This is a genomic window from Kribbella sp. VKM Ac-2568, from assembly GCF_004345365.1.
Classification (GTDB): domain Bacteria; phylum Actinomycetota; class Actinomycetes; order Propionibacteriales; family Kribbellaceae; genus Kribbella; species Kribbella orskensis.
In genome coordinates, this window is record NZ_SLVF01000004.1 from 340,552 (window position 1) to 353,671 (window position 13,120).

The 13,120-nt window shown below is 68.8% G+C and carries 14 protein-coding genes; 9 read left to right on the plus strand and 5 right to left on the minus strand.

Annotated features, from left to right (window positions below):
- Positions 1-9 precede the first annotated feature (9 nt).
- Positions 10-2,082: a DUF4185 domain-containing protein gene (locus tag EV648_RS12875; protein ID WP_132289677.1), complete on the plus strand. Its 2,073-nt coding sequence runs from the start codon at positions 10-12 to the stop codon at positions 2,080-2,082.
- A gap of 40 nt (positions 2,083-2,122) precedes the next feature.
- Here EV648_RS12875 and EV648_RS12880 read toward each other — a convergent pair whose 3' ends face one another.
- The 3 genes from EV648_RS12880 to EV648_RS12890 all read right to left on the minus strand — a co-directional run bounded on the left by EV648_RS12880 (position 2,123) and on the right by EV648_RS12890 (position 4,621).
- Positions 2,123-2,848, minus strand: a complete 726-nt coding sequence (locus EV648_RS12880) for an ABC transporter permease (protein ID WP_132289680.1) — start codon at positions 2,846-2,848, stop codon at positions 2,123-2,125.
- Positions 2,845-3,816, minus strand: coding sequence for an ABC transporter ATP-binding protein (locus tag EV648_RS12885; protein ID WP_158293982.1), 972 nt, complete (start codon positions 3,814-3,816; stop codon positions 2,845-2,847). The genes EV648_RS12880 and EV648_RS12885 overlap by 4 nt, the downstream gene beginning before the upstream one ends.
- Before the next feature lie 130 nt (positions 3,817-3,946).
- On the minus strand, positions 3,947-4,621 hold the full coding sequence (locus EV648_RS12890; RefSeq protein WP_132289686.1) for a maleylpyruvate isomerase family mycothiol-dependent enzyme: 675 nt from the start codon (positions 4,619-4,621) through the stop codon (positions 3,947-3,949).
- A 95-nt stretch (positions 4,622-4,716) separates the two neighbouring features.
- Between EV648_RS12890 and EV648_RS12895 the strand changes: the two genes are divergently transcribed.
- The 7 genes from EV648_RS12895 (at position 4,717) to EV648_RS12925 (ending at position 10,686) form a co-directional block, all read left to right on the plus strand.
- The gene (locus tag EV648_RS12895) at positions 4,717-5,316 is read left to right on the plus strand and encodes an ABATE domain-containing protein (RefSeq protein ID WP_132289689.1); all 600 of its coding nucleotides are present in this window, start codon (positions 4,717-4,719) and stop codon (positions 5,314-5,316) included.
- 346 nt (positions 5,317-5,662) lie between these two features.
- Positions 5,663-6,298, plus strand: a complete 636-nt coding sequence (locus EV648_RS12900) for a VOC family protein (RefSeq protein WP_241995096.1) — start codon at positions 5,663-5,665, stop codon at positions 6,296-6,298.
- Positions 6,298-7,359, plus strand: a complete 1,062-nt coding sequence (gene dapE / locus EV648_RS12905) for a succinyl-diaminopimelate desuccinylase (protein WP_132289695.1) — start codon at positions 6,298-6,300, stop codon at positions 7,357-7,359. Before EV648_RS12900 ends, dapE begins: the two co-directional genes overlap by 1 nt.
- 53 nt (positions 7,360-7,412) lie before the next feature.
- Positions 7,413-8,282, plus strand: a complete 870-nt coding sequence (locus tag EV648_RS12910; RefSeq protein ID WP_132289698.1) for a TIGR00730 family Rossman fold protein — start codon at positions 7,413-7,415, stop codon at positions 8,280-8,282.
- A gap of 54 nt (positions 8,283-8,336) precedes the next feature.
- Positions 8,337-9,677, plus strand: coding sequence for a DivIVA domain-containing protein (locus tag EV648_RS43180; RefSeq protein ID WP_199234608.1), 1,341 nt, complete (start codon positions 8,337-8,339; stop codon positions 9,675-9,677).
- The gene (locus EV648_RS12920) at positions 9,677-10,129 is read left to right on the plus strand and encodes an SRPBCC family protein (protein WP_132289701.1); all 453 of its coding nucleotides are present in this window, start codon (positions 9,677-9,679) and stop codon (positions 10,127-10,129) included. The genes EV648_RS43180 and EV648_RS12920 overlap by 1 nt, the downstream gene beginning before the upstream one ends.
- Positions 10,126-10,686, plus strand: a complete 561-nt coding sequence (locus tag EV648_RS12925; protein ID WP_132289704.1) for a DNA-3-methyladenine glycosylase I — start codon at positions 10,126-10,128, stop codon at positions 10,684-10,686. The genes EV648_RS12920 and EV648_RS12925 overlap by 4 nt, the downstream gene beginning before the upstream one ends.
- Positions 10,687-11,019: 333 nt before the next feature.
- On the opposite strand, the gene EV648_RS12935 is transcribed toward EV648_RS12925, so the two are convergent.
- Both EV648_RS12935 and EV648_RS12940 read right to left on the minus strand, forming a co-directional pair.
- On the minus strand, positions 11,020-11,811 hold the full coding sequence (locus EV648_RS12935) for an enoyl-CoA hydratase/isomerase family protein (protein WP_132289707.1): 792 nt from the start codon (positions 11,809-11,811) through the stop codon (positions 11,020-11,022).
- A gap of 33 nt (positions 11,812-11,844) precedes the next feature.
- Positions 11,845-12,642 (minus strand): PaaX family transcriptional regulator C-terminal domain-containing protein, encoded by a 798-nt coding sequence (locus EV648_RS12940; RefSeq protein ID WP_132289710.1) that lies wholly within the window; start codon positions 12,640-12,642, stop codon positions 11,845-11,847.
- 178 nt (positions 12,643-12,820) lie between these two features.
- On the opposite strand from EV648_RS12940, the gene EV648_RS12945 reads away from it, so the two are divergent.
- Positions 12,821-12,988, plus strand: a complete 168-nt coding sequence (locus EV648_RS12945) for a DUF3117 domain-containing protein (protein ID WP_012923066.1) — start codon at positions 12,821-12,823, stop codon at positions 12,986-12,988.
- The last annotated feature ends 132 nt before the right edge of the window (positions 12,989-13,120 follow it).

A 13,120-nucleotide genomic window follows, 5' to 3' on the forward strand; every position in this document is an offset into this window, starting at 1 on the left:
AGGCAAGTCATGAAGCATGGGGCCCTACTCGCCGTACTGCCGCTGGTCTTCGGTACGGCCGCGATTCTCACCGACTCGTCCGCGGGTGGTGCGCCGGCCGGACCGGTGGCCCCCAGCACCTACGTCGGTACTGCGACGGTCGGGACGACGGGGATGCCGAGCAAGAGCGACGGCGACCTCTGGCCGTCCTGCTGGGCCGGCAACGGTAACGTCTACGCCACCAACGGCGACGGCAAGGGGTTCAGCCTGGACCAGGACTTCGCCGACATCGCGGTGAACGAGATCAAGGGTGACGTCGGCAGCCTCTCCGGTACGACGATCGCCCGCGGCGACCAGGTGGGCTCCATCTGGAGCGGCGCCGGGTACAACCGCAAGCCCACCGGCATGGTCTGCGTCGGGGACACGCTGTACCTCGCGGTGCAGGATCTCGCGCTCGACTTCAACGACGTACCGGCGGCGACGATCGCGAAGTCCACCGACCACGGGCGCACCTGGACCTGGGACAAGCGCAAGCCGATGTTCTCGGACCACGTGTTCACCACCATCTGGTTCGCCGACTTCGGCAAGGGCGGCGCTGCGGCCCCCGACGGGTACGTCTACGCCTACGGGCTGGACGGGAACTGGCGGGACTCCTTCGACGACACGGTCGCCGATCCGCAGGACGTGTTCATGGCCCGGGTGCCGAAGGCGAAGGTCCAGGACCGCACGGGCTGGGAGTTCTATACCGGGAGCAACGACCGCGGCAAGCCCTCGTGGTCGGGCAAGGTGGCGGACCGGAAGCCGGTGCTCACGGACCAGCGCCGCCTCTACCCCCAGACCTACGGCACGAACGCGAGCAACCTCAGCGTGATCTCGCAGGGCGGCGTCACCTACCTGCCGCAGCAGAAGCGGTACGTCTACACGTCGTGGACGGAGTACACCTTCGAGTTCTACGAATCGCCGACGCCTTGGGGTCCGTGGAAGCACTTCCTCAGCAAGGACTTCGGCGGCTACCCATGGACGACCTCGAAGTACGGCGGGTACGGGGTGACGATCCCGTCCAAGTTCCTGCAGCCGGACGGGAAGACCGTTTATCTCCAGGCGAACGTCTGCCCGTGCGGTGGCGGCGGGATCGGTACCTCGGTCTACAACTTCAACCTGCGCAAGATGGTGCTGACGCCTTCGTCCTCGGCACCGGCGACCGACCTGCCGTCGGATACCAACCTGGCGGCGCCGACGACGGGCGCTGTCGCGATCTCCAAGTCGTCGCAGTCCGGCAGCCCGGCGTTGCTGAACGACGGCGCGACCACCGGTAGCGAGAGCGACTTCGATGACGAGGTCAAGGGCTCCTCGTGGTGGGGCTACACGTGGCCGGCCAAGCACAAGGTGAACCGGGTCGACTTCACCTCGGGCGCAGTCTCCGCCCAAGGTGGCTGGTTCACGGGGCGGCCGCGGGTCCAGGTCAAGCAGAACGGCTCGTGGATCGAGGTCGGCGCCCAGACCGTGTCACCTGCTTACCCGGGTGACGCGTCGGCCGGGGCCAACACGACGTTCACGTTGACCTTCCCGCCGGTCGAGACCGACGGCGTCCGCGTGATCGGTCTGCCTGGTGGGACCCGTGGTTTCACCACGGTCTCCGAGGTCGCCATCCGGTACGCCGCTCAACTGGCTGACGGCGGATTCGAAGGCACAGGCGGTGGCAAGGCCGCCTGGAGCTTCGAGGGATCGGCCTTCAACGGAGTCGACCGAGGCCTAGGCTTCGCCCACTCCGGCGCCAACAACGGCTGGATCCGCACGTCGGGCACCGGCTGGAGCGCCCTGACCCAGACGGTCCCGGTCACCCCGGGAACGAAGTACACCTTCGGCTCCTGGATCAACGCCTCAGCCAACCTGCCCGCAGGCGACGGCCGCTTCGGAGTACGGCTAGGCGCTGACGGCAGTCAGGTCATGGGCGAAAAGACCTTCGGCGCCTCCACCGGCTACGTGCACCACGAGGTCTCCGTCACCATCCCGGCGGGAGTCCACGAGGTCACTGTCTATGCCGCCTTCACCGCTCCCGGCCTCGACACGTTCATCCAGGTCGACGACTTCACCGTCTCGTAGAGCATCCGGCTGTCGCATCGGGCCCTGAGGTGGCTGCACCTCAGGACTTGGAGCCCGTGATGAGGCGTTCGCGGTCGAACATCGCTGACACGATCCGCCAGCCGAGAACGTCGAGCACCAGGAGCAGCACCGCGAGGCCGATACCAAGTCCGAGGCTGGCATGGATGACGTCGTACGCCACGAGTGTCGACACCGCGACCGACGGGAGACTCGCGAGCATGCCGAGCTGCTGCGCGACCCTGACATCGCTCGATCGCGCCGAGATGGCGATGCCGACCCAGATCGACCAGCCGGCGAGCAGTGGAGTGAAGAGCACCTGGGCGACGAGTTCCCGGCCTTTGAACAGCGCCGATGCCACACCCGGAGCTGCGAACACCCCGACGCAGGCGAGGACAAGCGCGTAGACCGCGAATGAGATCGCGACTGACGGAACGAAGGACGCCAGCGCCTTGCCCAGTAGAAACTCCTCGCCACGGATCGGCGTCGTGAGCACAGGCTCGAGCGTGCCCTGCTGACGCTCGCCGACCACCGAGTACGCGGCGATCAATGCGGGCACGACGGCCGGTATTCCCAGCAGGTACAGCAGAGTGTTGCCCTGCGCGAGTGAGTCCGCGGATGACGCCGGCAGGGCGAAGACGGCGATCAGCGGGTTGATGGCGAAGATCAAGGGGAGGACGGCCATCGCCGCGACGATCGAGGTGTTGCGCCGGTACTCGCGGAGCTCCTTGCGGAAGACAGCCCTGACCCTCCTCCTGCTCACGCTCATCGCCGGCCTACCTCGTTGTCCTCGTCGATGAGCTCGAGGTAGATGTCTTCGAGGGAGTGGTAGGACTCGCTGATCGACAGCACGTCCGCGCCGGCAGCCACGAGCGCGCGGGTGACCGCCGGCGCGGCGATCGCGGAGTCGGACACGGAGACGACGTACGCACCGGAATCTCTCTCGTGCCAGCCGTCGACAGCCGGGAGGCCGTCAAAGACGCGCCCCGGCTCGGGGAGCGGGACGAGCGTCCGGACGACCAGCGTCTTGGCGAACAGCTGTTCGCGGAGGTCAGCCGGCCAGCCGATCGTTCGCAAGGTCGTGTTCAGGATCGCGACGCGGTCGCAGAGGCGTTCGGCCTCTTCGAGCCGATGCGTGGTGAGGAAGATCGTCACGCCGCGATTCCGAAGCCCGTCGATCAGCTCGTGGACATCGCGGGCGCCGACTGGATCGAGCCCGGACGTCGGCTCGTCGAGAAACAAAACCTCCGGGTCGCTGAGCAGCGCCCTCGCCAGGGCGACCCGCTGGCGTAGTCCTTTGGACAAGGTGCCGCAGGCGTCGCCGGCTCGGTCGGTCATATCGACGGCCCGCAGGGCATCTTGGATGCGATCTTTCAAGCCCGGCGTCTCGTAGAGGTCTCCAAAGCATTCGAGGTTCTCGGTCACGCTCAGGCGGAGATACAGGCCCGGTGACTCAGGCACGATTGCGATCCGCCGGCGGATCTCCACCCCGTTCTCAGCCGTCAGCGGGATTCCGGCAACAGTCGCCGAGCCCGAAGTCGGTGCGATGAGAGTGCCGAGCGTCCGCACGGTCGTCGTCTTTCCCGCACCGTTCGGACCCAGGAAGCCGAAGACCTCGCCGTACCCAACCTCGAAGAACACATCCTGGAACGCGACCCGCTCTCCGAAGTGCTTGCCCAGCCCACGGACGGAAAGCGCCGGCGAGCGATCAGCTGACAACAATCTCCCCGAGCTCACGAAGCCCTCACCTCGCAGGCGCAATGGATGTGGTCCGCCGCCGACAACCTTAGACCTGTGCCGGGCAATCCACTGTCGGTTCACCACCGACCCGTGAGCCACGTGGGGGCAGCCGGTTCACGCTGGGTGGTCAGGGCCAGGGGAGTAGAGCTGGGGTGGAGCCGGTGAGGGTGTTGACGGGGGTGCGGCCGGCGAACCAGGCTGTGAGGTCGGGGAGAGTGCCGGTGAGGAGGACGGGAGTGCCTTCGCCGTGTTCCCAGCGGGTTTCGCCGGCTTGGAGGATCAGGTGAGTGCCTTCGGGGGTGCGTGGGCGGAGGAAGTCGAGCAGGTGAAGGCAGAACTCCGTCGACCACTGGTCGCTGGTCGGCTCCAGGGCCAGGTCGACAGTGTGGATCTCGATCTCGCGCCAGCCCGTGTAGACCGTGTCCGCGAGAGTGCCGTCCCGATGGAGGACTGGGCGGCTCCAGTCGTCCACGCGATCCCAGGCGGCGATCAACCCCTTGGTCGCCCGGCTGACGTGCTGCTTGAGCTCCTCGGCCGATCTCCCCGCGCCGGCTTCGATCGCGGCCACCCGCGCCGGCCGGCCGCCGTCGTACATCTCGATCAGCCGGCCCGCGAGCGCCTCCTCGACCTGGCGCGTCATCGCCTCGCTGAAGTTCGCGATGTGCGTCAGCACGTGCCCCCGCGACCACCCCGGCAGCCCCGATGGCGCCCGTACTGCGGAGTCGTCGACCTCGACCAGTACTGCGTCCAGCCGCTCGACGGCACCTCTTACCTCGGGGATTACGGCCGGCTCAGGGCTCACAGCTGCTCCTAACGGTAGATCGAGCTGATTCCGTTAGAGACCCTAGACGGCAAACTCATATGGCAGCAAGAGGCTTTCCCATTAGACTCGCCGCCATGAGCGCGCTGGCCTTCGAACTCGCCGCCACGATCCGCCACGACGGACACGGCGGAATCGCGGACAGCCTGGAAACGGACGCCGGCGTACGGGAGTGGGTCCACCACAACACGCCACTCGTCGAGAACGTGATCGGCCGACCGTTCGACCCTGGCGCGCTGCCCGCGGGTGACGCGCTCCGCCTGCCGCTCGAGGAGATCCGCCGAGCCGTCAGGTCCCTCTTCGCCCGAGCCGTCAGCCCGGCACCACCCAGCCGCGCCGACGCGAACAGCCTGCTCGCTCCCGCGACAGCCCTCGGCCTCCTCAACAAGGCCGCCGACGAACTCGGCACCGCCCACCTCGCCTGGCCCGACGACAGCGACCCGATCACCCACTGGTCGCCCAGAGCCTCGGACCCGCTCCCACTCCTCCTGGGCGCGATCGGCCGCTCCGGCATCGATTTCCTCACCGGCCCCGACCGCCCCCGCCTCCGAGCCTGCCCAGCCGCCCGCTGCGTCAAGTACTTCCTCCAGGACGACCCCCGCCAAACCTGGTGCTCCCCGACCTGCGGTAACCGAGAACGAGTAAACCGCCACTACCACCGCAAACACAGCGCCTGACCACCTCACCCGCCGCCCACGACCCCCGCCGCGCACGCCCCCGCCGCGCACGCCCACCCGCCGCGCACGCCCACCCGCCGCGCGCGCCCACCCGCCGCGCGCGACCCACCGTGGTACCGGCCCGCCCTCTGAGGGGTCAACCACTCGCAGGCAGGGTTGCCTCGCCAGAATCTGACTGTGCAACCCGCCTTCTGAGGGGTTGACCGCTCAAAGGGGCGTGGCCAGGGAGTGACGACTCGCGGTGGGTGATCGGGGTGATCGGTCTTTCCGGGGCGGCTACTAGCCTTGCGGTATGGCTCTGGCCCGGTTCAAGGATTTGTGTGTGGACGTCGCTTGTCCCAGTGCGATGACGTCTTTCTGGGGGCAGGCCCTCGGGTTGACGTCGCCTGCGGACAATCCGGAGGTGTTGGTCGGGGATCGGCCGGAGAAGACGATCTGGATCAACAAGGTGACCGAGCCGCGGACGGTGAAGCAGCGGGTTCACCTCGACCTGCACACCAGTTCGATCGAGGAACTCGAGCGGCTCGGGGCGAAGGTGCAGAGCCCGATCACCGACGAGCAGCACTGGGCGGTGATGGAGGACCCGGAGGGCGGGGAGTTCTGCGGATTCGTGCGGGACAAGGTTCCGGCGTACAAGCTGATGGAACTCGTGGTCGACTCGGCGGATCCTGAGGCGCAGGCGCGGTGGTGGGCGGGCGTGCTCGGCGTTGAGGTCGCGAACAACTCGGGCAAGCCGTGGTACTGGCTGGAGAACGTGCCCGGATTGCCGTTCCCGTACTGGGTGTTCGTGCCGGTGCCCGAGCCGAAGACGGTGAAGAACCGGATCCACTGGGACGTGACGGCGGACGACCTGGAACCGGTGCTCGACGCGGGTGCGACACTGCTGCGGCGCAAGGACGACGAGATCGGCTGGCAGGTGTGCGCCGATCCGGAGGGCAACGAGTTCTGCGTGTTCCTGCCCCCAGCTGCAGAGGAAGACTGATGGCCAAGCTCGATCTCACCGTCTCCGGACCGGACCTCACCCAGGCGCTGGTCGACATCCCTTCGGTGAGCGGCACCGAGGAGGAGCTCGCGGATGCGGTCGAGGCGGCGCTGTCGGCCTTCGCGCACCTGACCGTCTCGCGGCACGGCAACACCGTCGTCGCCCGGACCGACCTCGGCCGGGACGAGCGGATCGTGATCGCGGGGCACCTGGACACGGTGCCGCTGAACCACAACCTGCCGTCCCGCCGCGCGGACGGGCTGATCCACGGCCTCGGCGCCTGCGACATGAAGGGCGGCGTCGCGGTGGCGCTCCGGCTGGCTGCCACGCTGACCGAGCCGAACCGCGACATCACTTACGTCTTCTACGACTGCGAGGAGATCGAGGCGGAGCGGAACGGCCTGTTCAAGCTGACCCAGACGCACCCCGAGTTGCTGCAGGGCGTGTTCGCCGTGGTGATGGAGCCGTCGAACGCGGTGGTCGAGGCCGGCTGCCAGGGCACCATGCGCGTCGAGGTGACCACTCGCGGCGAGCGAGCGCATTCCGCCCGCTCCTGGATGGGGAAGAACGCGATCCACGCCGCGGGGGAGGTCCTCGCCCGGCTGGCGGCGTACGAGCCGCGGCGGGTGCCGATCGACGGCCTCGAGTACCGCGAGGGGCTGAACGCGGTCGCCATCAGCGGCGGCGTCGCGGGCAACGTAGTACCGGATCTGTGCACGGTGACGGTCAACTACCGGTTCGCGCCGAGCCGGTCGGAGGCGGAGGCCGAGGCGCACCTGCGGGAGGTGTTCGAGGGGTTCGAGCTCGCCTTCACGGATACCGCGCCGGGCGGGCTGCCGGGGCTGGAGCGGCCCGCGGCGGCGGCGTTCCTGCGGGTGGTCGGCGGTGAGCCGCGGCCGAAGTTCGGCTGGACGGACGTCGCCCGGTTCACCCTGCTGGGGGTCCCCGCGGTGAACTACGGGCCGGGTGACCCGCTGCTCGCGCACAAGCAGGAGGAGTACGTGCCGGAGGCGGAGATCGAGCAGTGTGAACAGCGGTTGAGGACTTGGTTGACGGCGTAGGGCGCGCCCGGTTCCAGCACGTCCGTACCGGGTCCGCCCACTAATCTGGGGGTATGGAAGAACCATCGATCCACCCCGACCGTCCCCCGGGCTCGCAGCAGCGCGGCCCGGTGGTGATGCGGCGCAACCAGGTGCAGCAGTCGACGTCGGAGCAGCGGCTGCTGGACAGCCGTGGCCCGTCGGACTGGGTGCATACCGACCCCTGGCGCGTACTGCGTATCCAGTCGGAGTTCATCGAGGGCTTCGGCATGCTCGCCGAGCTCGGGTCAGCCATCAGCGTGTTCGGCTCGGCCCGGACCAAACCTGACGACAAGATGTACCGCGCGGCGGAGGAGCTCGGCCACAAGCTGGTCGCCGCCGGGTACGCGGTGATCACCGGCGGTGGGCCGGGTGTGATGGAGGCGGCGAACAAGGGCGCCTCCGAGGCGGGCGGCGTGTCCGTCGGGCTCGGCATCGAACTGCCCTTCGAGAACGGCCTGAACGAGTGGGTCGACATCGGGATGAACTTCCGCTACTTCTTCACCCGCAAGACGATGTTCGTCAAGTACGCACAGGGTTTCGTGGTGATGCCGGGCGGGTTCGGCACCCTGGACGAGCTGTTCGAGGCGCTCACCCTGGCCCAGACCCGCAAGGTCACCTCGTTCCCGGTGGTGCTCTTCGGTACGTCGTACTGGGGCGGGCTGGCCGACTGGCTGCGCGAGACGATGCTTGCCGACGGCAAGATTTCCGCGGCAGACCTGGAGATGTTCACGATCACCGACGACGTGGACGAGGCGATCAGCTACATCGTCAAGGCCGGCGAGATGGCCGACGCCGCCGCCGAGGAGGCCGCCGCGGCCGCGGCCCGGGACGTGGCGGAGGCCGACAGCCCGGAGGCCCGCGAGCGGCGTGAGGCGCACCGGCTGGGCTCGGATGGCAGTTGATTCCTGTAGCGGTTGTGCGGTGAGGTCCACCGACATGGCACGATCGGTCACGTGATGTGGTTCTTCGGGCTCATTGTCGTGCTCCTGATCGGAGCGGTTGCCGTCGTCGCCTCAGGGCGGTGGGGCGGCATGAGTACTGCGTACGACGACCGGCCCGACATGTCCGTGCCCGCCCGGCAAGCGCTCACCGCGGCTGATCTCGAGACGGCCAGGTTCGGCGTCGGGCTGCGCGGCTACCGGATGGACGAGGTCGACACGCTGCTCGAACGGGTCGCCCGGGAGGTCGCCGAGCGCGACCGCCGGATCGCCGACCTCGAGCGCGCGGTCACCCCGATCCTGCACGGCCCGGAAGGCGCGGGCTTCACCTCCCGCTCCGAGTACTCCGCCGCCGACTTCGACGACACCGGCTTCCAGAAGCCCATCCTCGTAGGCGGCGACTTCCCCGAACCCACCCCGGCAGAAGCAGCCTCACCCGAGTCGCCCGCTGCCGAGCCTGCCGCCGCCGAGCCCACCTCACCCGACCCCGCCCAGCCCGGGTCGGCTCAGGCCGAGGCGCTGGCCGTCGAGCCGGCTGCAGAGCGCGCCCCGGCAGAGGCAGCCTCGCCCGAGGCCGCCGCAGTCCAACCCGCCGCTGCCGAGTCCGCGCCTGCTCAGAGTGAAGCGGTTGCAACCGAGCCTGCCGCCGCCCAAGGCGTCCCGGCCGAGCCTGCCCGGGCAGATGCACCCGGAGCCGACCTGAATTCGCCCGAGTCGACTTCACTCGAGCCCGCCACGGCCGAGATCACGGCAGTCGACCAGCCCGCGGTACCAGCGGACACCGCTGCTGCAGAACCTGCGCAGGCGAGCGCGGCTGACGCAGACACCGCACCGGCGACCGGCGTTGCCGCAGACATCGCACCGGCGAGCGCGACTCCCGCAGACTCCACACCGGCGAGCGCGGCTCCCGCAGAGACCGCACCGGCGAGCGCGGCGCCCGTGGTACCGGTGGGCGAGGTCGGCGCGGCAGAGATGGCCTCTGTGCCTGTTGCCGGACCGGACCAGGCCGCCGCTCCAGTCCAGCAGGCTGGCGGCGAGAGCGAGCCGCGGCCGGTTGCCGGCGAGCGGGAACAGCAGGGCGAGCGGGAGCAGCACGACGTACGGTCGGCTCTGGATGATCAGCCGGAGCCACCGGCTCAGGTTCCGTTGCCGCCGTTGTTGCAGGAACTGGTGCACACGAACTACGACGACAAGCCCGAGCCGGAGCCGTGGTTCCAGGCCAAGGAGCCGCCGCCGGACCACACCAGCGTGCAGACGCCGGTCGCAGCTGAGGACGAGCCGGGAGTGAACGGCGACGAGACGTCTCGGGGTCGGCACTCTGCGGCGCCTGACGTCAACGTCCCGCAGCGGCCGAACTGATGACCGCCGACGAGTCGACCTGCCACGCCGAGGCGTCGATCGACCTGCCGCTGGACCCGCAGGCAGCCTGGGATGCGGTGGTCAACTGGGACGCCCAGTCGGAGTGGATGGTGCTGACCCGAGTCTGGGCGACCGAGAACCAGGGCCGCGGCCTCGGCGGTGGAGTCGCGGCGCGCACAAGTGTCGGTCCGCTCGGGTTCACTGACGACATGGTCATCACACACTGGGATCCGCCGCGCGAGTGCACGGTGAAGCACCTCGGCACCATCGTCCGCGGTACCGGCACCTTCGCTGTCACCCCTGCTTCCGGCGGCAGCACCTTCACCTGGTCCGAGGACGTCATCCCGCCGCTCGGGCAACTCGGGCGCATCGGCTGGGCGGTGGTCCGGCCTGGCTTCGAGCTGATGATGCGGACGTCCCTCAAGCGCCTCGAGAACAAGGTCACCCGGTGACCGTGGTCGGCCCCGACGGTCAGCCGCGGTGCAGCTGGGCGACGTCGGCCCCGGAGTACATCCGGTACCACGACGAGGAGTGGGGCCGGGAGATCCGCGACGACCACGGCCTGTTCGAGCGGATGACGCTGGAGGGGTTCCAGTCCGGCCTGTCCTGGATCACCATCCTGCGCAAGCGGGACAACTTCCGGAAGGCGTTCGACAACTTCGACCCGCGGCTGATCGCGGCGTACGGGCCGGAGGATTTCGACCGGCTGATGGCCGACCCCGGCATCGTCCGCAACCGGCTCAAGGTCAACGCCACGATCTCCAACGCCCGGGCTCTCCTGGAGCTGGCGGACGGCGAGCTGACCGAGGTCCTCTGGTCGTTCCAGCCGTTCGATCGTCCGGCGCCCAGGACGAACGCCGACGTCCCGGCGACCACGCCCGAGTCTGTCGCGATGTCCAAAGCCCTGAAAAAGAAGGGCTTCGTCTTCGTCGGCCCGACCACCGCCTACGCCCTGATGCAGGCCACCGGCATCGTCAACGACCACCTCGCCGGCTGCATCGCCCGCTAGCCGGCCCCCCGCGCCCGGCCGTGTCGAGGGCGGTCACGACCGGAACTAAACGTCGGGATTACCCGGCGGCCGGGTGGGGTGCGCCCAGCGTGCGCGCATGAATACCCTCGGTTATTTCCCGGCCTGGTGCGGAACAGGTCAAAGCTTGCTGTCACTTCCAGATCAGCAGCGATCCGTGGTCCACTGATCGCTCTCCGCCAAGAGCGGCAACAAGCTCGCCGCGATCACCGTCCGGTACCGCGTCAACGCCCCCAGCTTCGCCAGCCAGATCTCGCGTTCCACCCAGATCTGGAACTCGTCGGTGACCAACGTGAGGCTGGTCCAGAGCTCGAGCTACTTGCCGTGGAAGGTGGGCTTTTGCTTGGCGACGAAGGAGGCGACCGCGTTGCGGTGGTCTTCGGTGTCGCCGGTCAGGCGCATCTTGTCGGCCTCGAACTCGAGGGCTTCGGCCAGCGTGTGCGAGGCGGAGTACCCGAGTGACTGCCGCACAGATCCGTAGGCGACGGTAGGTCCGTTCGCGAGCCGGCCTGCCAGTTCGGCTGTCGCCGCCGCCAGCTCGTCGGCCGGTACGACGCTCGTCGCCAGGCCGAGCGTCAGGGCCTCAGCGGCGGGGATCGTGCGGCCGAAGTACAGGAGTTCCGTCGCGCGGGCGTGACCGACCAGGCGGGGGAGGGTCCAGGAGATGCCGGTGTCGCAGGACAGGGCGATACCGGTGAAGGCGAGGTTGAAGCCGGCCGTGTCGGCGACCACTCGGAAGTCGCAGGCGAAGGCCATCGACGCGCCGGCGCCGGCGGCCACGCCGTTCAGCGAGGCGATCACCGGCTTCGGCATCTCGGCCAGCGCCAGTGCGATCGGGGCGAAATGCACGGGCACGGTGTTCCAGAGCGCGTCCATGTCGTTCGCCTCGAGCAGGCCGATGTGCTCCTTCAGGTCCTGGCCGACGCAGAACGCGCGGCCGGTCCCGGTGAGCACGACACACCGGACCGCCTCGTCCTCGGCGGCCGCCAGAACCGTGTCCCGCAGCAACACCTTGGTGGGGGTGTCGAGGGCGTTCATCGCCTCCGGACGGTTCAGGGTGATCGTCGCGACCCCCTCGGACACGTCGTACGCGACAGAGTCACTCATCGTGGCAGGCTCCCAACAGTCGGTGAGAAAAAGTCAGTGAATGGTCAGGCAGTTGTCGACGAAACGCCCGGCCGCGTGGCCCAGCCGTGTCGCGTGGAAATCGAAGAAAGCGGCGGCCCGGGTGCCGGCCCAGTCGTCCGGCAGCAGCTCGGCCGGCAGGCCCGGATCGAGGAACAGGAACTTGCGCCATTCGTGCACCAGGTTCGACCGGACCGCGAACGCCTGCTCGTCGGTGGCGTCGTCACCGGCACTCTCGGCCAGCGCCTTCGCCTCGTTCAGCCAGGTGTCGTACGACGCGCCGAGCTCGTCGAGTCGCCAGACCCGCCGGGCGAACTCGACGGCACCCTCGTCAACGGGCGCGCGGAACCGGTCCGCGGCGATCCCTTCCATGCCGAGGATCTGGTCCACCTCGGCGTCGTTGCGCAGTCCGACCCAGGCCGCGTCGGACAGCGGAGCCCAACCCAGGAAGGCGAGTTGGCTCGCCAGCTGCTCGCGGCGGCGCGCGTTCGGCACCTCCCGGAGGATGCCGAGATGCCAGTGTCGGTCCCAGCTGCCGCGGCCGTTGCCGTCGGTCTCGGTGCGGTAGATCCGGGCAGCGGCGTCGTCGAGGCGGCGACGCGCCCGGGCGGTCAGTACATATCCGGGCTGTCCGTCGATGCGCACCGGCTCGAGCCAGCCCTGCCGGACCATCCGCGACACGGCGGTCCGGACGGCCGGTGGTTGCACGCCCAGCGGTGCGAGCAGGCGGACCAGGGCGGCCACCGGTGCACGCGCTCCACGCGCGCGCAGGTGGTCGCCGTACAGGTCGAAGAGCGCTGAACGGGCGTGCACAAGACAGGAGTCTGCCGTATGGTGCACGGCTCTGGCCTGCGATCGGGGATAATGGGTTGCGACACACACTGCGATACGCGCCGACGGCGCATCACCGCATAGAGCCGGCGACGGTTTCTGTGCGGTGTCGTCGCTCAATACCGAAGAGGGCTGTTCCAATGAGGGAAGGGGTGCGCGCATGGCGGCGATGAAGCCGCGGACGGGCGATGGTCCGCTCGAGGTCACCAAGGAGGGCCGCGGGATCGTGATGCGGGTTCCGCTCGAGGGCGGCGGTCGGCTCGTCGTCGAGCTGAACGCCGACGAGGCAACCGAACTCGGGAACGCACTCAAGGCCGTCGTCGGCTGAGACGATCTCCGCGGGGTGCTCGACCCAGAGCGCACCTGCGACATCTCCACGACCCCGGTGGGTGCCTTTTGAGGCACCGACCGGGGTCGTTACGGTTGGCCCGACACATTTGATCAAAGAGTGAGGACCCCT

Coding starts and splice junctions, on each gene's coding strand:
- EV648_RS12895 (WP_132289689.1), top strand. CDS start 4,717: ATGAGCGCGCTGGCCTTCGAACTCGCCGCCACGATCCGCCACGACGGA.
- EV648_RS12920 (WP_132289701.1), top strand. CDS start 9,677: ATGACCGCCGACGAGTCGACCTGCCACGCCGAGGCGTCGATCGACCTG.
- EV648_RS12945 (WP_012923066.1), top strand. CDS start 12,821: ATGGCGGCGATGAAGCCGCGGACGGGCGATGGTCCGCTCGAGGTCACC.
- EV648_RS12935 (WP_132289707.1), bottom strand. CDS start 11,811: ATGAGTGACTCTGTCGCGTACGACGTGTCCGAGGGGGTCGCGACGATC.
- EV648_RS12910 (WP_132289698.1), top strand. CDS start 7,413: ATGGAAGAACCATCGATCCACCCCGACCGTCCCCCGGGCTCGCAGCAG.
- dapE (WP_132289695.1), top strand. CDS start 6,298: ATGGCCAAGCTCGATCTCACCGTCTCCGGACCGGACCTCACCCAGGCG.
- EV648_RS43180 (WP_199234608.1), top strand. CDS start 8,337: ATGTGGTTCTTCGGGCTCATTGTCGTGCTCCTGATCGGAGCGGTTGCC.
- EV648_RS12880 (WP_132289680.1), bottom strand. CDS start 2,848: ATGAGCGTGAGCAGGAGGAGGGTCAGGGCTGTCTTCCGCAAGGAGCTC.
- EV648_RS12875 (WP_132289677.1), top strand. CDS start 10: ATGAAGCATGGGGCCCTACTCGCCGTACTGCCGCTGGTCTTCGGTACG.
- EV648_RS12900 (WP_241995096.1), top strand. CDS start 5,663: ATGACGTCTTTCTGGGGGCAGGCCCTCGGGTTGACGTCGCCTGCGGAC.